The sequence below is a fragment of the Streptomyces sp. NPDC047042 genome, from assembly GCF_040644035.1.
Classification (GTDB): domain Bacteria; phylum Actinomycetota; class Actinomycetes; order Streptomycetales; family Streptomycetaceae; genus Streptomyces.
On record NZ_JBEYVP010000015.1, the window covers coordinates 1 to 19,129 of the forward strand.

Here is a 19,129-nt window from a genome sequence, read left to right on the forward strand (position 1 = left end):
CCGTCCGGCGTTTGAGGACGAGGCCGTTCAGGCCGAAGCGGGGGTCTGGGGGCGGCAGCCCCCAGGGATGGGACGGGTAGGGGCGGCGGGGGCGAAGGAAACCCGGCCTGGGTCAGTTCTTGCTGCGCCTGCGGGCCAGGGCCACCGCGCCCGCGCCCGCCGTGAGCAGGGCCGCCGATCCCGCCGCGAGATACGGCGTCACCGAACTGCCGCCCGTCTCCGCGAGGCCCGCCTCGGCCGGGGACGGGGCCGGAGCTCCCTGCGGCTTCACCTCCGTCTCCACCTCCGCAGCCGCCGGCTCCGTCGGCGCAGCCGCCGGCGCCTCGCAAGTCGCCTTCGCCAGAGTCACCGTGCCCTCGACCTCCGCCACCCCCAGGTTCAACGGGTTGACGGACACCTTGAGTTCGAGCGCGGTCGCAGCCGCCGTGCGGGTCGTCGTCTCCGTCTGCGACAGATCCAGGCGTACCTCGCCGACCCCCGGCACCTTCACCTCGACCGGCCCGCTCGGCGTCAGCGTCACCTTCTTGCCGAGTGCCGTCACCGAACCCAGCAGGTTCGCGTCGGCGACCGGCTTCTCCCCGGCCACGCAGGTCGCCTTCGACGTGACCTGCTCCACCTCGATGAGGGACAGGAGGGGCAGACCCGGCACATGGAGCTTCGCGTGGGTGAGCCGGGTGGACGCCTCCGCCCTGCCCTCCGCGACCGTCGCCTTCGCCTCCGCGACCTCCGCCCCGAGCACGTTGAACGGCTTTCCGCCGTCCACGCCGTCCAACGAGGCGGTCAGCGCCGTCTGTTCGGCGCTCTGCGGCGCCTGCACCTCGTTCAGCGCGACCGCGAGCGGGGCGCTCACGCTCTTGTTGAGGAGGGACACGTTCAGCCCCGTGCGGAGGACGACCGCGCTCGCGCTGCCCTGGTCCTCCGTGGCGTGGGCCAGGGTGGCGGGGCCGGCGGCCGCCAGGGCCGTGGCGGCCGCGACGGTGGCCAGACGGCGTGCGGGCAGGCGGAAGTTGTTCGCGTTCACGGTTTGGGGACCCCTCGGAGAGACACGCTTGGGACCCGGTAAGAATTACGTACCGCGAGCTAACGGTCAGCAATCTGACGCGACTTCACTCCTACGTGAGGTTTCCGTGCAGATTTTCGAATCTCACACCACAATCCGTCCGTTCAGCACCACCCGGCGCGGCGCCCCCAGCACCCGTACGTCCGCCCGCGGATCGCTCTCGTACACCACCAGGTCCGCCGCCTCCCCCTCCGCCAGACCGGGCCGGCCCAGCCACTCCCGCGCGCCCCAGGTCGTCGCCGACAGGGCCTCCACCGCCGGGATGCCCGCCTTGGTCAGCTCGGCCACCTCCGCCGCGACCAGCCCGTGCGGCAGCGTGCCTCCGGCGTCCGTGCCGACGTACACCGGGATCCCGGCGTCGTACGCGGAACGCACCGTGTCATAGCGGCGTTCGTGCAGGCGGCGCATATGGGCCGACCAGGTCGGGAACTTGGCGTCGCCTGATGCCGCGAGGTTCGGGAACGTCGCGATGTTCACCAGGGTCGGGACGATCGCCACGCCACGTGAGGCGAACAGCGGGATCGTGTCCTCGGTGAGGCCCGTCGCGTGCTCGATACAGTCGATGCCCGCCTCGACCAGGTCCCGCAGGGAGTCCTCCGCGAAACAGTGCGCCGTGACCCGTGTGCCCAGGCGGTGGGCCTCCGTGATCGCCGCCTCCACCGCCTCGCGCGGCCAGCAGGCGGAGAGGTCGCCGGTACCCCGGTCCAGCCAGTCGCCCACCAGCTTCACCCAGCCGTCGCCGCGCCGGGCCTCCTGGGCGACGTACGCCACCAGGTCGTCCGGCTCGATCTCGTGGGCGAAGCCGCGGATGTAGCGGCGGGTGCGGGCGATGTGCCGGCCCGCCCTGATGATCTCCGGGAGGTCCTTACGGGCGTCCGTCCAGCGCGTGTCCGAGGGTGAGCCCGCGTCCCGGATGAGGAGGGTTCCGGCGTCCCGGTCGGTCAGCGCCTGCTTCTCCGCCGTATCCTCGGGCACCGGGCCGTCCGGCCCCAGGCCCACATGGCAGTGCGCGTCGACCAGACCGGGCAACGCCCAGCCCTCCACCGTACGGACGTCACGGGCGCCGGGCGGGCGGTCGTACGCGATCCTGCCGCCGACCACCCACAGCTCGTCCCGGATCTCCTCCGGGCCGACCAGCACCCGCCCCTTCACATGCAGCACCGCCTGATCGCTCATGGACGGCACCTTAGGGCCTGCCGTTTGGATCACGCCTGGGCCGCGGGGTGTGGCACGCACATCTGCCGCGTTGTCGTCGGTTGCCGACGCTCCGCGTCGACGCCCTCCTCCGCCTTGCAGCTGCACGCACCACACCCCGCTCACCGGCAGACAAAGGCGCCGCAGCTCGAAACCGGCGTGATCCAAACGACAGGCCCTAGTTCCGCCGGTCCCTCGGTTCCTCGTCCGGCTCCTTACCGTCCCTCTCCTCCACGTCCGCCATCGCCGGGTCCAGCAGGCGGGAGAGGAAGTGGCGGGTGCGTTCGTGGGAGGGGTTGGTGATGACCTGCGCGGGGGTGCCGTCCTCGACGATCACTCCGCCGTCCATGAAGACGACCCGGTCGGCGACCTCGCGGGCGAACGTCATCTCGTGCGTGACGACCATCATCGTCATGCCCTCGTTCGCCAGTCGGCGCATGACCGCCAGTACGTCACCCACCAGCTCGGGGTCGAGTGCCGAGGTCGGCTCGTCGAACAGCATCACCTCGGGGCCCATCGCCAACGCCCGTGCGATGGCGACCCGTTGCTGCTGGCCGCCGGAGAGGGAGGAGGGGTACGCGTCGGCCTTCTCGGAGAGGCCCACGCGCTCCAGGTTCTGCGCGGCCACCCGCGCCGCCTCGGCCTTGTCCCGCTTCAGCACCCGGCGTTGCGGCAGTGTCAGGTTCTCCGTCACCGTCAGATGCGGGAAGAGGTTGAACTGCTGGAAGACCATGCCGATACGGCGGCGGACCTCGTCGATGTCGACGTCGGGATGCGTGACCTCCGTACCGCCGACGAAGACCTGGCCCTTGGTCGGCTCCTCCAGCAGGTTGACGCACCGCAGGAGGGTCGACTTGCCCGAGCCGGACGGGCCGATCACGCACACGACCTCGCCCTGGCCGATCTCCAGGTCGATACCGCGCAGCACCTCGTTGTCGCCGAACGACTTGTACAGGTCCCGGACCTGGATCTCCGGCACCGTCGCGTCCTTGACGCCGCCGCTCGTCCCGCCGCTCGTCCCGTCGCTCATCGCGTCGCCTCCCCCGCCTTCGTCTCCAGCCGTCGGACGACGAAGCCCAGCGGCACCGTCACCAGCAGATAGCACAGGCCCGCCACCAGGATCGGTGTGGAGTTGGCGGTCTGGCTCGCCAAGTCACGGCCGTACTTGGCCAGTTCGCGTTCCTCCAGGGTGACGCCGAGGAACAGCACCAGCGAGGAGTCCTTGAAGAGGAGCACCAACTCGTTGGTGAGCGGCGGGATCACGATCCGGAACGCCTGCGGGATGATGATCGAGACCATCGCCCGCGCGTGCGAGAAGCCCAGTGAACGCGCCGCCTCCATCTGGCCCTTGGGCACCGCCTGGATGCCCGCGCGGATCGTCTCCGCCATGTACGCGGCCGACACCAGACCGAGTGCCAGCGCCACCTTGCCGTACGTCCCGCCGGGGATCTCCGTGCCGGGGAAGGCGAGGGGCACCGCCACGCCCACGAAGATGAAGATGAGAAGGGCGGGCAGACCACGGAAGATCTCGATGTAGATGCCCGCGACCCAGCGGTAGGGGCCCACCGGCGACAGTCGCATCAGGGCGATCACCATCCCCAGCACCAGGCCGAAGACAAAGCCCGACAGGGTGTAGAGGACGGTGTTCTTGAGGGCGAGGGTGATGATGTCCGGGAACATCTCCTTCGCCAGGTCCGCCTGCGCGAACTGGTTCTTCAGCCGGGCCCAGTCGGCCGACACCGCGAGGGCGACGATCGCCGCGACGAACAGCGCGTACTGGGCGCCCCGGGACAGTGCCCGTTTCTGCGTACGGCTCAACCCTTGCTTGCGGGGCTGTACTTGCTCCGTGGAGGACTCGGTCATGACGCGGACGGCGCTGCCGCGGACTCGTCGTACGGGCCGATCCACTGCTCGTACAGCTTCTTGTACGTGCCGTCGGCCTTCGCGTCGGCGATCGCCTTGTTGAGGGCGGCGAGCAGCTTGGTGTTGCCCTTCTTCACCGTGAAGCCGTACTGCTCACCGGTGTTGAGGTTGGCCACCACCTTGAAGGCGTCCGCGTTGGCCGGGGTCTTCAGCCAGCCCTGGACGACCGGGTAGTCGATGATGACGGCGTCGACCTGGCCGGTGCGCAGGCCGTTGAGGACCGCGTCGGAGGATTCGAAGGAGACCGGGTCGTAGTCCTTGCTCTTGGCGTAGTCCTCGCCGGTGGTCTGCGCCTGGGCGCCGATCTTCTTGCCCTTGAGGTCGGCGGCGGAGCCGATGCCGCTCTTCTTGTCGACGAGGACGGCCTGCGTCGCGTTGAAGTAGGGGTCGGAGAAGTCGACGTTCTTCTTGCGCTCCTCGGTGATGGTCATGCCGGCCGCGCCGAGGTCGCACTGGTCGGAGTTGAGGAAGGCGCCCGTCTTGAAGTTCTCGAAGGGCGTGTCGAGGATTTCCTGCTTCACGCCGAGGTTCTTCGCGGCGAGGTCGACGAGCGACACGTCGAAGCCCTGCACCTTGCCGTCGATCTCCGACTGGAAGGGCGGATAGGGCAGATGGGTGCAGACGGTGAGCTGCCCGCCCTTGACGAGTTCGACCCCGCCGGCGGCGGTCTTCGAGGCGCCGCCGCTGTCGTCGTCCGAGGAGCAGCCGGCCACGAGCAGGAGCCCGGCCGTCGCGGTGGTGGCGGCCAGGATGCGGGACCGTCGTCCGAGGACCGTGTTCACGGGGACCTCCTGTGGGGGGAATGTGAGTTCTGATTATAAGGAAACGTTTGACTATCTCAAATCATTCTGATGGTTGCGATGCCCTGTGACCTGTGGTTTTGAGGCGGCACGGGCTCGAATGACGTGGGCCGGGGGCGGGAAGGATCTCCGGTTAGTCTCGACTCGACGTACCTGTTCCCGCGATTCGAAGAGAGCAACACCGTGACCACGCACCCCTTCCTGGACCTGGCGCCGCTGACCGCGGCCCGCTTCGCGTCGATCGAGGACCGCGTGGCGCGGCTGCTCTCCACCGAGCAGGACGTCGTGATCACGCAGGGCGAGGCGCTGCTGCCCCTGGAGGGTGCCATCAGGGGGACCGCGGGGCCGGGCACGACGGCCCTCAACATCGTCACCGGCCCCTACGGGCAGACCTTCGGTGACTGGCTGCGGGACTGCGGGGCAACGGTCGTGGACCTGGCGGTGCCCTTCCACACCGCCGTCACGGCCGCCCAGATCCGGGAGGCGTTCGCCGAGCACCCGGAGATCGACTTCGTCTCGCTGGTGCACGCGGAGGCGGCGACCGGCAACACCAACCCGGTCGCGGAGATCGGCGAGGCGGTACGGGAACAGGGTGCCCTCTTCTACCTCGACGCCGTCGCGTCGGTGGGCGCCGAGCCGGTGCTGCCGGACGCGTGGGGTGTCGACCTGTGCGTGATCGGGGCACAGAAGGCGATGGGCGGGCCGGCCGGTGTGTCGGCGGTGTCGGTGAGCGAGCGGGCGTGGGCGCGGATGGCGGCGAATCCGGGGGCGCCGCGCCGGTCGTACCTCTCCCTGCTGGACTGGAAGGAGCGGTGGATCGACGGCGGCCGCCGCACCCTCCTGCACGCGCCCGCCCAGTTGGAGATGCTCGCGCTGGAGGCGTGCGTCGAGCGGATCGAGGCGGCGGGGCTGGACACGGTGATCGCCCGGCACACCGCCGCGGCGGCGGCCACCCGGGTGGGGGCGCTCGCGCTGGGCGGCGGCCTCGAGCCGTATGTGTACGAGGCGAAGGACGCGGCGCCGGTCGCGACGACGCTGCGGGTGCCCGCCGGGGTCGTCGCGTCGGAGCTGGTGGCGAGCGCGCTGGCCGTCGAGCCGGCGCTGCCGCTGGCGGCGGGTGGTGGCGCCCTGGCCAAGGAGATGATCCGGGTCAACCACTACGGTGCCGACGCGACGCGGGAGGCGGTCCTCGGGAGCCTGACCGCGCTGGGGGCGGCCCTGGCGGACCGGGGGCTCACGGTGGACGTCGAAGGGGCCCGGCGGGCGATCGCGAATTTCTCGTGAATGCGCGATGAAATTGGGTACTTATATTCCTGGCAGCTTCCCGCATTCTTCTGCCCGCTTTTCTTCGCCCTAAACGCAAAGGTTTCGCGAACGAATCAAGTGAATTACATGAGTGTGACGCATGCAACAACCTGCCCGCTTTGTCTGGCTATTCGCCACACAAAGCGGGCATTTCAGTGCCCGGTCGATAACATATTCACGACCGTTCCGTAACCCCGATCGGCGATGCATTTTTGATTTTCCCTGGGTAAGTTCGATTTGCATGAGCGCCGTACGGACAGATCTGCAAATCGACCGACCGATGGTTTCCGACGGAGCCGCGCTGTGGCGGATCGCCAGGGACTCGAAGGTTCTCGACCTCAACTCGTCGTACAGCTATCTGCTCTGGTGCCGGGACTTCGCCGCCACCTCGGTCGTCGCCCGGGACGCCGACGGCGATCCGGTCGGCTTCGTCACCGGGTACGTCAGGCCGGACCGGCCGCGCACCCTGGTCGTCTGGCAGGTGGCCGTCGACGCCGGCCACCAGGGGCGCGGACTCGCCGGCGCGCTGCTCGACGCGCTGGCCCGGCGGGTCGGCGCCGAGCAGGGGCTGACCACCCTCGAGACCACCATCACGCCGGACAACAGCGCCTCGCAGCGCCTGTTCACGTCGTTCGCGCGACGGCACGGCGCCTCCGTCGAGCGGGAGGTGCTGTTCGAGGCGGACCTGTTCCCGAGCGACCCGGCGGGTCCGGCCGGGCCGGACGACCCGCACGACCCCGAGGTCCTGTACCGCATCGGCCCCCTCACCGGTCTCTCCGGTCTCACCGGCTGACCCGGCCCGCCGCCTCGATCGACCCGGGCAGCCCAACCAACTCCAACGCACAAGCACCTCAGCACTCCCGCACCTCCAGCACTTCCAGCACCGCAAGGAGTTCATCGCCGTGACCATCACCCAGCCCGACCTGAGCGTCTTCGAAACAGTCGAGTCCGAGGTGCGCAGCTACTGCCGCAGCTGGCCCGCCGTGTTCGACCGGGCGCAGGGCAGCCGGATGTACGACGAGGACGGCCGTACCTACCTCGACTTCTTCGCGGGCGCCGGATCACTCAACTACGGCCACAACAACCCCGTACTGAAACGGGCGTTGATCGACTATCTGGAACGGGACGGTGTCACGCACGGCCTCGACATGTCGACCGTCGCCAAGCGCGCGTTCCTGGAGTCCTTCCAGGAGCTCGTGCTGCGGCCCCGCGAACTGCCGTACAAGGTCATGTTCCCGGGCCCGACCGGCACCAACGCCGTCGAGTCGGCGTTGAAGTTGGCGCGGAAGGTGAAGGGGCGGGAGGCCATCGTGTCCTTCACCAACGCCTTCCACGGCATGTCCCTCGGGTCGCTCGCCGTGACCGGCAACGCCTTCAAGCGGGCCGGCGCGGGCATTCCGCTGGTGCACGGAACGCCGATGCCGTTCGACAACTACTTCGAGGGGACCGTCCCCGACTTCCTGTGGTTCGAGCGGCTGTTGGAGGACCAGGGCTCCGGTCTCAACAAGCCGGCCGCGGTGATCGTGGAGACCGTGCAGGGCGAGGGCGGCATCAACGTGGCGCGCCCGGAGTGGCTGCGGGCCCTGGCCGAGCTGTGCGAGCGGCAGGACATGCTGCTGATCGTCGACGACATCCAGATGGGCTGCGGGCGGACCGGTGCCTTCTTCTCCTTCGAGGAGGCGGGCATCGTGCCCGACATCGTCACCGTGTCGAAGTCCATCAGCGGGTACGGACTGCCCATGTCGCTCTGCCTGTTCAGGCCCGAGCTGGACGTGTGGGAGCCGGGCGAGCACAACGGCACGTTCCGCGGCAACAACCCGGCGTTCGTGACGGCCGCCGCCGCGCTGGAGACGTACTGGTCCGACGGTTCGGCCATGGAGAAGCAGACGCGCGCGCGGGGTGAGCAGGTCGAGGAGGCACTGATCTCGATCACCGAGGAGAACCTCGCCGACGTCAAGGAGTACCGGGGCCGGGGGCTGGTGTGGGGCATGGAGTTCCACGAGAAGGAGCGCGCGGGGCGGGTCGCCCGACGGGCCTTCGAACTCGGGCTGCTCGTCGAGACGTCCGGCCCGGAGAGCGAGGTCGTGAAGCTGCTGCCGGCGCTCACCATCACGCCGGAGGAGCTGGACGAGGGACTGCGGGTCGTTGCCCGCGCCGTCCGCGAGACCGTCAAGTCTGTCTGAGATCAAGTCAGTCCGAGAGAGGGGTTGTTGAGCACGTGATCGTCCGTTCGTTCAAGGACATCGAGGGTACCGACCGGCATGTGAGGGCGGCGTCCGGCACCTGGGAGAGCAAACGCATCGTCCTCGCCAAGGAGCGGGTCGGTTTCTCGCTGCACGAGACCGTCCTGTACGCGGGCACGAAGACGTCGATGTGGTACGCGAACCATGTCGAGGCCGTCGTGTGCGTCGAGGGCGAGGCCCTGCTGACCGACGACGAGACCGGGCGGACGTACACGATCACCCCCGGCACCATGTACCTCCTCGACGGGCACGAGCGGCACACGATGCGGATCAAGGAGGACTTCCGCTGCCTGTGCGTCTTCAATCCGCCCGTGACCGGCCGCGAGGACCACGACGAGAACGGCGTCTATCCCCTGCTGACGGAACCCGACTTCACCCCCGACTCCGAGGAGGTCTGACACCCATGTCACTCACGTCCACGTCCGCTTCCACGTCGACGTCCGCTCTCACCGACCTGTACCCCACCCGGGGCGCCGTCGAGGTGACCGTCCCGCGGCAGGACCCGGTCATCTGGGGGGCGCCGGACACGCCCGGGCCGTTCGCCGCGGCCGAGCTCATGGCGTACGAGCGTGATGGTTTCCGGGCGATCAACCAGCTCCTCGACGATGACGAAGTGGCGCTGTATCGGGCCGAGTTGGAGCGGCTGATCGCCGATCCGGCCGTCCGGGCGGACGAGCGGTCGATCATCGAGCCGAAGTCGAAGGAGATCCGCTCGGTCTTCGAGGTGCACCGGATCAGCGAGGTGTTCGCGCGGCTGGTGCGGGACGAGCGGGTCGTCGGGCGGGCCCGGCAGCTTCTCGGCTCCGACGTGTATGTCCACCAGTCGCGGATCAACGTCAAGCCGGGGTTCGGGGCGGGCGGCTTCTACTGGCACTCCGACTTCGAGACCTGGCACGCGGAGGACGGCCTGCCGAACATGCGGACGGTGTCGGTGTCGATCGCGCTGACCGAGAACCTGGACACCAACGGCGGCCTCATGATCATGCCGGGTTCGCACCGGACGTTCCTCGGCTGTGCGGGGGCGACGCCCGAGGACAACTACAAGAAGTCGCTCCAGATGCAGGACGCGGGCACCCCGTCCGACGAGGCGCTGACCTCGCTGGCCGACGAGCACGGGATCAAGTTGTTCACGGGCAGGGCGGGTTCGGCGACCTGGTTCGACTGCAACTGCATGCACGGCTCCGGGGACAACATCACGCCGTACCCGCGCAGCAACGTCTTCATCGTGTTCAACAGCGTGGAGAACCGGGCGGTGGAACCGTTCGCGGCACCGGTACGCAGGCCGGAGTTCATCGGGGCTCGGGACTTCACGCCGGTGAGGTGACTTCTCGAGGCCGTGGACCTCAGGCCGTCGACCTCAGGCCGTGGACCTCAGAGCCACGCGAGTGCGGCCGCGCGCTCCAGTACGTTGCGTACGGCCGTGCCGTCCCCGCTCTCGCCGCGCGGCACCTCGTCCGGTGTGTGACGCCCGCCCACGAGCAGGCAGAAGTCGACCGGATCCAGGACGAGTTCGGCTTGTACGGGCTCGTCCTCCGAGCCCAGCACCCATTCCTCGCCGCCGGTGACGGCGAAGAGGACCGGGGGCGCTTCGGGCCCGAGCGCCGCGCCGAGGATACGGACGGCGAGGTGGACCAGTCGCCACAGGTGCGGGTCGGGCAGGGGCGGTACGGCGAGGCCGAGGGCGCGGCCGATGTCGTCGGTGTGGATCCACGCCTCGAAGGCCCGGATCATGAAGTGGTCGGCAACGGGCAGCCGCGCGCCCGTCAACGTCAGGGCGACGGCGGCGGGTTCGGGGTCGCGGGCCTCGGGTGTGGCGAGCAGGGCGGCGGCCTGGGCGGCCCAGGTGTCGACGGTCTCCCGGGGCGCGCGGCGCCGCTCGTGGGCGATCACCTCGGCGGTGCGCTCGGCCCAGGCGGTCTCCCAGCCGGCGTCGTCCTCGTCCGGTGAGGGCGTCCGCAGGACGGGAATTCGGGGTTCCAGCCCGAGCCCCAGGGCCAGCGGTTCGTCCGCCGCGATGAGATGGGCGACGGTGTCGCGCACATCCCAGTCGTGCACGACGGGCGTGTGCCAGACTCCACGCCCCTCCGCGCCCACCTCACGCAGGAGAGCCTGAAGCGCGGAGACGGCGCCGGCGTAGGGAGCGGCGTACGGGGCGAGGCCAAAGGCGGAAACGGGCCGACGCGAACGAAGAGCGAGGGCGAGCACACCGCCCGCCTCCGGCACCCGCGCGGCACTGCTCCCGCCGGCGGGCTCGCCCACAGCTCCGTCCCCGAGCCGGTGACCGGAGGGCGGGTCCGCGACCCGCCCGTCCGAGGACCCCCTCGTACCCCCGGCCGCGAGCCGGTGGCCCGAGAGCCCGCCCGGGCCCCCGTCCGCCAGCCGGTCACCGGAGGGCCCGTCCTCGAGGCGGTTGGCCGGGAGGGTGCTCGGAGTGCCCTCCGGGAGCCCCGTGTCGGCGGGGCCGTCCAGCATGCGTACCGTTTCGCGTAGGCGTCGCGCCTCCGCCGTGCAGGTGTCGCACTCCGCCAGGTGCGGTCGGATCGTGTGTTCGTCGCCCGGTTGCAGGGCGCCGAAGGCCCACGCGGGGAGCAACTCCCGTACCGTCTCGTGGTCGTGATCGCCGGTCACCCCGCACCTCCTTCTCCCACCGCTGCCATCATGCGCCTCTTTCCAGTGCGGGGTCGGGCGGCTCGGCCAAAGTCTGTGCCAAGGACCGAAGTGCCGTGCGCAGGCGGGTCTTTGCCGTGCCCTCCGGGATGCCGAGTTCGACCGCGGCCTGTCGGTAGGTGCGGCCGGCGAAGTAGGCGAGGTGGACCACCTCCCGCTGGGAGAGGGGGAGTTCGGCGAGAGCGGTGTGCAGTTGCAGGGAACGTTCGCGGTGAACGAGGGTCTCGTCGGGGCCTGGTGAGGCGTCGGGGATCGCGTGCAGCACGAGGTCGTCCGCGCGGGTGTCCTTGCGGTGCCGGGCCTCGCTGCGCACCCAGTCGACGGCCCGCCGGTGGGCGAGCATCGACAGCCAGGTGCGCAGCGACCCGCGGCGCGCGTCGAAGGCGTACGGCCTGGTCCAGAGCTGGGCGAAGACCTCCTGGGCCACGTCCTCGGCGGCGGCCTGGCTCTGTGTGACGCGTACGGCGACGGCGCGCACCAGAGCGCCGTACTCCGAGTACGCCTCGGCCAGCGCGGACTCGTCCCCGTACACCAGCCGCCGATGCAGTTCCGCGTCGGCGGGCGGTTTCACGGACCTGACGGTCCTGTCTGGCCTCGACTCCACCCGCACCACCACCCCTTGGTGCCAATTCCTAGCGCCCTTGGGGATCTCGCGCCACCGGTTCAGCCGGACAGGGCGTCCAGGAGCCGGTCCACGTCCGAAGTCGTGTTGTAGAGATGGAAGGCGGCGCGCAGATTTCCGGCCCGGTCGGAGATTTCGATCCCGGCCCGGCTCAACTCGGCCTGACGGTAACCGAGTTGTGGGACGGACACGATGGCGGAGGAGGGGGCGGGGACGGGCTGGTGCCCGAGGCGGTCGAGGCCCGCGCGGAAGCGGTCGGCGAGTGCGAGGTCGTGCTCGCGTACGGTCTCCACGCCCAACTCCTCGATGAGGGCGAGGGAGTGGCGGGCGCCGGTGTAGGAGAACAGGCTCGGGCTCTCGTCGAACCGCCGTGCGGAGTGGGCGAGTTCGCGTACCGGGCCGTAGCAGCTGTCCCAGGGCTCCTCCCCCGCGACCCAGCCCGCGAACACGGGCGTCAGTCCGCCCAGGTCCTCGGGTACGACGAGGAAGGCCACGCCTCGCGGGCAGACGAGCCACTTGAAGGCGACGGAGGCGACATAGTCGTAGGCGTCCGCGTCGACGGGGAGCCAGCCGGTGGCCTGGGATGCGTCGACGTACGTACGGGCGCCGTGTGCGCGGGCGGCCTCGCGCAGTGCGGGCAGGTCGACGACGCGTCCGTCGGCGGACTGGGCGGCGCTGACGGCGACGAGGGCGGTGCCGGGGCGGACGGACTCGGGGATCCGCTCCAGCGGCACGGTCCGCACCTTGAGGTCCCCGCGTACATGGAACGGGTTGAGGACGGAGGTGAAGTCGTCCTCGGCGGTGAGGACTTCGGCGCCGGCGGGCAGCGAGGCGGCGATCAGCCCGCTGTAGACAGCGACGGAGGCGCCCGCCGCGACCCTGCGGTCGGACACCCCGACGAGCCGGGCGAAGGCGGCGCGCGAGGCCTCCACGTCGGCGAACATGTCCTGCGGCAGTCCGTCGGCCACGGACTGCACGGCGTCGCGCATGGCGGCCACGGCGCGGGCGGGGAGGAGGCCGGTGCTCGCGGTGTTGAGATAGGTGTTCTTGGGGGCGAACTCGGCACGGACGAGGTTGCGTAGGTTCTCGGACGTCGAGGCTTTCGCGGAGGTTGCCATGGGACCACTGTGCGGCCCGGAGATCTCCTCGTCCATTGCCGAATTCTGCGCGGCACCGCTAAGAGCCGCTTATGCGTCGGCCCTGACCTGCTGTTTTCCAGCCGGTGTCAGGTCGGCCGGGGGTTACTTCTGGGGCACGGCGCATCCGTCGGGGCCGCAGACCTCGGCGCCGTCGCCCTCCGGCTGGACGATCTTGAGGGGTGCGGGCCGCTCGCCCCACGCCTGGGTGAGAGCCTGCGCGAAGACCTCGGCGGGCTGGGCGCCGGAGACGCCGTACTTGCGGTCGAGGACGAAGAAGGGGACGCCATTCGCGCCCAGTTCGGCGGCCTCGCGCTCGTCGGCGCGCACGGCGTCGGCGTACGCGTCCGGGTCGGCGAGTACCCGCCGGGCGTCGTCGGCCTCGATACCGGCGGCGACGGCCACCGACACGAGCCGCTCGTCGTCGCCGAAGACGGACTTCTCCTCGGCGAAGTTCGCCTGGTAGAAGAGCTGGATCAGCTCGTCCTGCCGTCCCTTGTCCTTCGCGAGGTGGAGCAGGCGGTGCATGTCGAAGGTGTTGCCGTGGTCGCGGTCCCGGGTGCGGTACGCGAGCCCCTCGGCGGCGGCCAGCGATTTCAGGTTCTCCTCGCCGGCCTGGGCCTGCGCCTCGCTCATGCCGTACTTCTTGGTGAGCATCTTGAGAACGGGTTCGATGTCGCCCTTGGCGCGCCCCGGGTCCAGCTCGAACGACCGGTGCACCACCTCGACGCCCTCGCGGTGCGGGAAGGCGTCCAGCGCCTTCTCGAAGCGGGCCTTGCCCACGTAGCACCAGGGGCAGGCGATGTCGCTCCAGATCTCGACGCGCATGTTTCGGCTCTCTCCAGGTCGAACGGCTACAGGATTGTGTGAACGTTCAAGCGGCCGGTTTCATTCCTCGGCCCCGCCGTCCGCTCAGCTGCCGTCCGCTCAGCTGCCGTCGCGCAGGTCCTTCGGCCAGTCCGGGCGGAACTCGATGTGGTCGTACGTCACCACGCACCCCTCCCCCATCGGGGACTGGGTCATGAAGCCGATCAGGGCCGCGTCCGTCTCCTTCTCGTCGCCCAGGGTGAACAGGCGGATGAAGGTCCACTTCTCGCCGTCGCGCGAGGCGTGGAAGGCGAAGGCGCGGCCGGTGCGGCTGATCCGGAGCCAGACCGAACTGCCGTCCACGGTGAAGGAGTTGGCGTCGTCGGAGTGTCCCCGGGTGACCACCGTGCAGACGGTGGGCACATCCGGGGAGTACTCCAGACAGAGCTTGGCCCAGGCCCGCTCGCCGACATGGACGTAGAGCACACCCGCGTCGAACGAGGCCGAGAAGCCGACGGTGACGCGGGCGATCAGCTGGAAGTCGCCGTGGGGTGCGCCGAGCAGACGCGGAGCGTCGGCGGCGGGATCCAGCGCCTCCCCGGTCGGCGGCACGAAACGGTCCTGCCGAGGCCCGGCCCACCCGGTGAGCACCCCGTCCTCGAAGGACCAGTGCCCATCGGGCCCGTAAGTACGGAGGGGAAAGGGCAGCGGGGAAAGCTCCAAGTCCATTACCCGATTATCGCAGGGCAGGATGGGCGCCCCGAAAGGGGCGCGGGGAACTGCGCGACAAGCCACAACGGACCCGCCGGCCGCCTATTCCACCGCACCCCAAACGGCGTGTCAGCGCTCCAGGTGACCGTTGAAGCGCCGGGGCAGCCCCAGTTCGTTCTCGTCCCGCAGTTCCACGGGCAGCAGCGCCGCGGGCGCGTTCTGGTACGCCACGGGCCGCAGCCACCGCTCGATCGCCGTCCCGCCGACCGAAGTCGACGTCGACGTGGTGGCCGGGTACGGCCCCCCGTGGTGCTGAGCCGCGGCCACGGCGACCCCGGTCGGCCACGCGTTCACCAGCACACGCCCCGCGAGCGGCGTCAGCTCGGCCAGGATCTCCGCTCCGCGCCCCTCCCCCGCGGCCTCTTCGGCCGAGAGGTGAACCGTCGCGGTGAGGTTTCCCGGCAGTCGCGAGAGAACGGCGTTCGCCTCGGCCTCGTCCGTGTAACGGGCCACGACGGTGACCGGGCCGAAGCACTCCTCCAGGAGCAGGTCGTACGCCCCCTCCGTCGTCAGCTTGTCCGCGGCCACCGTGAGGAACCCGGCGCTGACGGTGTGCTCGTCGCCCGCGCCCGGGGTGACCGGGGTCTCGACCTCGGGCAGCTCGGCGCGCTCGGCGACCCCGGCGACGAAGTTGTCACGCATCCGGTGGTCGAGGAGGACACCGGCGGCGGTGTCGCCGACCGCGTCCGTGAGGGACTTCAGCAGCTGGTCGCCCGCCGCGCCGGCCGGCGCGAGCACCAGGCCGGGCTTCACGCAGAACTGGCCGACGCCGAGGGTCATGGAGCCCGCGAGCCCCGTACCGATCGCCTCGGGGCGCTCGGCGGCCGCCGCCTCCGTGATCACGACGGGGTTCAGGGAGCCCAGCTCGCCGTGGAACGGGATCGGGACCGGACGGGCCGCCGCCGCGTCGAACAGGGCACGGCCGCCTCGGATGGAACCGGTGAAGCCGGCCGCCGCGACCAGCGGGTGCTTGACCAGCTCGACGCCCGCCTCGAAGCCGTGGACCAGGCCGACGACACCCTCGGGGATGCCGTGCGAGGACGCGGCCCGGCGCAGGACCGCCGCGACCTGCTCGGACAGGCCCGGGTGGTCCGGGTGCGCCTTGACGACGACCGGGCAGCCCGCTCCGAGCGCGCTCGCGGTGTCACCGCCGGCCACGGAGAAGGCGAAGGGGAAGTTGGAGGCCGAGTACACGGCCACGACGCCCAGCGGGACCTTGTAGCGGCGCAGGTCCGGGATCGGCGGGGTCGCGGTGTCGTCGGGGTGGTTGATGACGACGTCCAGGTAGGCGCCCTCGTCGACGATGTCCGCGAAGGCCCGCAGCTGGAAGCAGGTGCGGGCGAGTTCGCCGGTCAGCCGGACCGGGCCGAGCGCGGTCTCCGCGTCGGCCGTCTCGACGAGCTGCTCCTTGGCCGCTTCGAGCTCGTCGGCGGCGCTGCGCAGGAAGGCGGCACGGACCGTACGGTCCACGAGGGCCGGGCGGGCTGCGTGGGCCGCGCGGACGGCGGCGTCCACCTCCTGCGCTGTGGCCTCGACCGCGACCTGCTCACGCTGCTTCCCGGTACGGGGGTCGACACTCCAGACTGGTGTTGCTGCCACCGGGGGTCCCTCCAGATTGTGTTGCCATTTGTGATGCGTATTTTTTACGTCATTCACCAGGTGCGTTCGATATGCTGAACAGCGTCTCTGATGATGAATATGCTGTTGGAGACTATTTCCCGTCGAACGAAGGGGTCAAGGGCGATGTCGACAGCCGAGACAGGCGGCGGGGCGCAGGTCAAGTCCGCGGTACGGACCGTTGAACTGCTGGAATACTTCGCCGGACGTCCCGGCATGCACTCCCTGGCGTCGGTCCAGGAGGCTGTCGGTTACCCCAAATCCAGCCTTTACATGCTGCTGCGTACGCTCGTCGACCTCGGCTGGGTCGAGACCGATGCTACGGGTACGCGTTACGGCATCGGCGTACGGGCACTGCTGGTCGGCACCTCGTACATCGACGGTGACGAGGTGGTCGCGGTGGCCCGCCCGACCCTCGACCGGCTGTCCGACGACACCACGGAGACCATTCACCTGGCGCGGCTCGACGGCACGAACGTGGTCTACCTCGCCACCCGCCAGTCTCAGCACTATCTGCGCCCCTTCACCCGCGTCGGCCGCCGGCTGCCCGCCCACTCGACCTCCCTCGGCAAGGCGCTGCTGGCCACCCACACCGACGAGCAGGTCCGCAAGCTGCTCCCGGAGACGCTGCCCGCGCTGACCGAGCACACCATCACCGACCGGGAGAAGCTCATCGAGGAGCTGCGTCTGGTGCGTGAGCAGGGCTTCGCGGTGGACCGCGAGGAGAACACGCTGGGGCTGCGCTGTTTCGGCGTGGCGGTCCCCTACCGCACACCCGCGCGGGACGCGATCAGCTGCTCGGTGCCGGTCGCCCGGCTCACCCCGGCCCACGAGCAGATGGTCAAGGACGCCCTGTTCGACGCGAGAGACCGGCTGACGCTGGCCACCCGGAGGCTCTGAAGATGCGGTACTCGGCTTCCACGCACGTCGAACTGCGCGAGGTCCACACCAGTGACCTGCCGGTCTTCTTCCGGCAGACGAACGACCCGGAGTCCCTGTGGATGGCCGCGTTCACGGCGAAGGACCCCACCGACCGGGAGGCCTTCGAGGCCCACTGGGAGCGCATCCGCGCCGCCCCGGACGTGCTGCCGCGGACGGTCCTGGTCGACGGTGACGTGGTCGGCAGCGCGGCGGTGTACGGGGAGCCGGGCGAGCGCGAGGTGACGTACTGGATCGACCGCGCCTACTGGGGGCGCGGGATCGCGACGGCCGCCCTGCGCGCGCTCGTCGCCGAGGTCCCGGAGCGACCGCTGCACGCGCGTGCCGCCGCCGACAACGCGGGCTCGCTGCGGGTGCTGGAGAAATGCGGTTTCCGCGTTTCCGGGCACGACCGGGGGTTCGCGCAGGCGCGCGGCACGGAGATCGACGAGGTCGTGCTGACGCTGGAGGCGTGAGCGTCTTCAGCGACACCGGTGTCCCTTACAACCTCCCGGGTTTCCTGAATTGGCCATGAGAAATCGGGAGAAGGGGAACGCCGCGTGCCGCGCCGCTCGTCTTTCGAGCGGGATGAACAAAACGATCAGGCGCGCCTCCGTCTTCACACTGCTGCTGGTGCTCGCTCTGCTGGTGAGAGCGACATGGGTGCAGTTCTACGACGCCAAGGCGCTCGCGGACGACAGCGACAACCGGCGGAACGCGATCGCGCTGTACGCGAACCCGCTCGGGAACATCATCGTGGCCGGCGAGTCGGTCACCGGCTCGAAGGAGACGAACAGTGGCGACCTGAAGTACCAGCGGACGTACACGGACGGCGAGCTCTACGCGGCCGTGACCGGGTACAGCACACCGCTGTTCACGCCGACGCAGCTGGAGGGCATCTACAAGAACGTCCTCGACGGCTCGGACAGCAGACTCACGACGTTCATGGACACGGTCACCAAGGAGCACGCTGCTCCGGGGAACGTGATCACGACGATCGACCCCGATGTCCAGAAGGCGGCGTACTCGGCGCTCGGCGACAAGAAGGGCGCCGCGATCGCCATCGACCCGAGGACCGGCAGGATCCTCGCCATGGTCTCCACCCCGTCCTACGACCCCTCGACGATCACCGGGGCGGGCGACGGCGCCACCTGGACCAAGCTCAACGCGGACCCCGACAAACCGCTGGTCAACCGGGCGATACGGCAGCCGCTGCCGCCGGGTTCGACGTTCAAGCTGGTGGTCGCGGCGGCGGCTCTGGAGGACGGGCTGTACGGGTCGGTGGACGACCGTACGGTCAGCCCGGACCCGTACACGCTGCCGGGTACGACCCGGGAGCTGTCCAACGAGAACCCGAACGCGCCCTGTGAGAACGCGACGATCCGGGTCGCGCTGCAGTACTCCTGCAACAACGTCTTCGCGAAGATGGCCGTCGACCTCGGGCAGGACAAGGTCAGGGCGATGGCGGAGAAGTTCGGCTTCAACGACGACAAGCAGGACGTGCCGGTGCGGGCGTATCCGAGCGTGTACCCCTCGGACATGGAGAAGTCGCAGACCGCCCTGACGGGCATCGGGCAGTTCGATGTGACGGCTACGCCGTTGCAGATGGCCATGGTGTCCGCGGCGATAGCCAACGGCGGCAAGCTGGTCTCGCCGCACATGGTGTCGCAGATCACGAAGGCGGACGGGGATGTGCTGGAGGACTACGACAGCGAGGCGTCGACGAAGGAGGTCATCAGCGCGGGGACGGCCGAGCAGCTGCAGTCGGCCATGCAGACGGTTGTCTCCGACGGTACGGGGACCAACGCTCGGGTGGCGGGGGCGACGGTGGGAGGCAAGACGGGGACGGCTCAGCACGGGGAGAACAACAGTCAGACGCCTTATGCCTGGTTCACGTCCTATGCGAAGTCCCAGTCCAATGGGAAGGAGGTCGCCGTGACTGTGCTGGTCGAGCAGTCGGGGGCGGCTCGGTCCGAGGTGAGTGGGAATGGGTTGGCCGCGCCTGTGGCCAAGGCCATGATGAGTGCGGCGTTGCAGAGCTGAGTTGTTCAGGTGCCGCTCCGTTG

The 19,129-nt window shown here is 69.8% G+C and carries 19 protein-coding genes; 8 read left to right on the plus strand and 11 right to left on the minus strand.

What is annotated here, in order from left to right:
- Window positions 1–112: 112 nt before the first annotated feature.
- The 5 genes from ABZ855_RS18680 to ABZ855_RS18700 form a co-directional block, all read right to left on the minus strand.
- Entirely contained in the window at window positions 113–1,021 is a 909-nt protein-coding gene (locus tag ABZ855_RS18680) for an SCO1860 family LAETG-anchored protein (protein ID WP_360808080.1), read from the minus strand.
- Between the two features lie 123 nt (window positions 1,022–1,144).
- Window positions 1,145–2,236: an amidohydrolase family protein gene (locus ABZ855_RS18685; protein WP_360808082.1), complete on the minus strand. Its 1,092-nt coding sequence runs from the start codon at window positions 2,234–2,236 to the stop codon at window positions 1,145–1,147.
- A 196-nt stretch (window positions 2,237–2,432) separates the two neighbouring features.
- Entirely contained in the window at window positions 2,433–3,284 is an 852-nt protein-coding gene (locus ABZ855_RS18690) for an amino acid ABC transporter ATP-binding protein (RefSeq protein ID WP_360808084.1), read from the minus strand.
- Window positions 3,281–4,117 carry an amino acid ABC transporter permease gene (locus tag ABZ855_RS18695; RefSeq protein WP_360808086.1) on the minus strand — a complete coding sequence of 279 codons (837 nt, stop codon included), beginning with the start codon at window positions 4,115–4,117 and terminating at the stop codon, window positions 3,281–3,283. The genes ABZ855_RS18690 and ABZ855_RS18695 overlap by 4 nt, the downstream gene beginning before the upstream one ends.
- Window positions 4,114–4,959 carry a transporter substrate-binding domain-containing protein gene (locus tag ABZ855_RS18700; RefSeq protein WP_360808088.1) on the minus strand — a complete coding sequence of 282 codons (846 nt, stop codon included), beginning with the start codon at window positions 4,957–4,959 and terminating at the stop codon, window positions 4,114–4,116. The genes ABZ855_RS18695 and ABZ855_RS18700 overlap by 4 nt, the downstream gene beginning before the upstream one ends.
- A gap of 201 nt (window positions 4,960–5,160) precedes the next feature.
- Here ABZ855_RS18700 and ABZ855_RS18705 point away from each other — a divergent pair, with 201 nt between their 5' ends.
- From ABZ855_RS18705 to thpD, 5 genes are all read left to right on the plus strand, one after another.
- A complete protein-coding gene (locus ABZ855_RS18705; protein ID WP_360808090.1) occupies window positions 5,161–6,261 on the plus strand; it encodes an aminotransferase class V-fold PLP-dependent enzyme in 1,101 nt (366 codons plus the stop codon).
- A 262-nt stretch (window positions 6,262–6,523) separates the two neighbouring features.
- Window positions 6,524–7,075 carry a diaminobutyrate acetyltransferase gene (gene ectA / locus ABZ855_RS18710; protein ID WP_360808092.1) on the plus strand — a complete coding sequence of 184 codons (552 nt, stop codon included), beginning with the start codon at window positions 6,524–6,526 and terminating at the stop codon, window positions 7,073–7,075.
- Between the two features lie 109 nt (window positions 7,076–7,184).
- Window positions 7,185–8,465 (plus strand): diaminobutyrate--2-oxoglutarate transaminase, encoded by a 1,281-nt coding sequence (ectB, locus tag ABZ855_RS18715; RefSeq protein ID WP_360808094.1) that lies wholly within the window; start codon window positions 7,185–7,187, stop codon window positions 8,463–8,465.
- A gap of 35 nt (window positions 8,466–8,500) precedes the next feature.
- Window positions 8,501–8,923 carry an ectoine synthase gene (locus tag ABZ855_RS18720; protein WP_330293938.1) on the plus strand — a complete coding sequence of 141 codons (423 nt, stop codon included), beginning with the start codon at window positions 8,501–8,503 and terminating at the stop codon, window positions 8,921–8,923.
- 5 nt (window positions 8,924–8,928) lie between these two features.
- Complete coding sequence (thpD, locus tag ABZ855_RS18725) at window positions 8,929–9,849, plus strand: ectoine hydroxylase (RefSeq protein WP_360808097.1); 921 nt, start codon at window positions 8,929–8,931, stop codon at window positions 9,847–9,849.
- A 47-nt stretch (window positions 9,850–9,896) separates the two neighbouring features.
- On the opposite strand, the gene ABZ855_RS18730 is transcribed toward thpD, so the two are convergent.
- The 6 genes from ABZ855_RS18730 to ABZ855_RS18755 all read right to left on the minus strand — a co-directional run bounded on the left by ABZ855_RS18730 (window position 9,897) and on the right by ABZ855_RS18755 (window position 16,127).
- Window positions 9,897–11,153, minus strand: coding sequence for a maleylpyruvate isomerase family mycothiol-dependent enzyme (locus tag ABZ855_RS18730; protein WP_360808099.1), 1,257 nt, complete (start codon window positions 11,151–11,153; stop codon window positions 9,897–9,899).
- A 28-nt stretch (window positions 11,154–11,181) separates the two neighbouring features.
- The gene (locus tag ABZ855_RS18735; RefSeq protein WP_360808101.1) at window positions 11,182–11,763 is read right to left on the minus strand and encodes a sigma-70 family RNA polymerase sigma factor; all 582 of its coding nucleotides are present in this window, start codon (window positions 11,761–11,763) and stop codon (window positions 11,182–11,184) included.
- A 92-nt stretch (window positions 11,764–11,855) separates the two neighbouring features.
- On the minus strand, window positions 11,856–12,968 hold the full coding sequence (locus tag ABZ855_RS18740) for an aminotransferase class V-fold PLP-dependent enzyme (RefSeq protein WP_360808103.1): 1,113 nt from the start codon (window positions 12,966–12,968) through the stop codon (window positions 11,856–11,858).
- A gap of 87 nt (window positions 12,969–13,055) precedes the next feature.
- On the minus strand, window positions 13,056–13,778 hold the full coding sequence (locus ABZ855_RS18745) for a DsbA family oxidoreductase (protein ID WP_360808105.1): 723 nt from the start codon (window positions 13,776–13,778) through the stop codon (window positions 13,056–13,058).
- A 99-nt stretch (window positions 13,779–13,877) separates the two neighbouring features.
- Window positions 13,878–14,486 carry a DUF1349 domain-containing protein gene (locus ABZ855_RS18750; RefSeq protein ID WP_319199742.1) on the minus strand — a complete coding sequence of 203 codons (609 nt, stop codon included), beginning with the start codon at window positions 14,484–14,486 and terminating at the stop codon, window positions 13,878–13,880.
- Window positions 14,487–14,597: 111 nt separating this feature from the next.
- Complete coding sequence (locus ABZ855_RS18755) at window positions 14,598–16,127, minus strand: aldehyde dehydrogenase (NADP(+)) (RefSeq protein ID WP_360808107.1); 1,530 nt, start codon at window positions 16,125–16,127, stop codon at window positions 14,598–14,600.
- Window positions 16,128–16,271: 144 nt separating this feature from the next.
- Here ABZ855_RS18755 and ABZ855_RS18760 point away from each other — a divergent pair, with 144 nt between their 5' ends.
- The 3 genes from ABZ855_RS18760 to ABZ855_RS18770 all read left to right on the plus strand — a co-directional run bounded on the left by ABZ855_RS18760 (window position 16,272) and on the right by ABZ855_RS18770 (window position 19,106).
- Window positions 16,272–17,045: an IclR family transcriptional regulator gene (locus ABZ855_RS18760; protein WP_319199740.1), complete on the plus strand. Its 774-nt coding sequence runs from the start codon at window positions 16,272–16,274 to the stop codon at window positions 17,043–17,045.
- Between the two features lie 2 nt (window positions 17,046–17,047).
- Window positions 17,048–17,539 (plus strand): GNAT family N-acetyltransferase, encoded by a 492-nt coding sequence (locus ABZ855_RS18765; protein ID WP_360808110.1) that lies wholly within the window; start codon window positions 17,048–17,050, stop codon window positions 17,537–17,539.
- 112 nt (window positions 17,540–17,651) lie between these two features.
- On the plus strand, window positions 17,652–19,106 hold the full coding sequence (locus ABZ855_RS18770; RefSeq protein WP_360808112.1) for a penicillin-binding transpeptidase domain-containing protein: 1,455 nt from the start codon (window positions 17,652–17,654) through the stop codon (window positions 19,104–19,106).
- Window positions 19,107–19,129 lie beyond the last annotated feature (23 nt).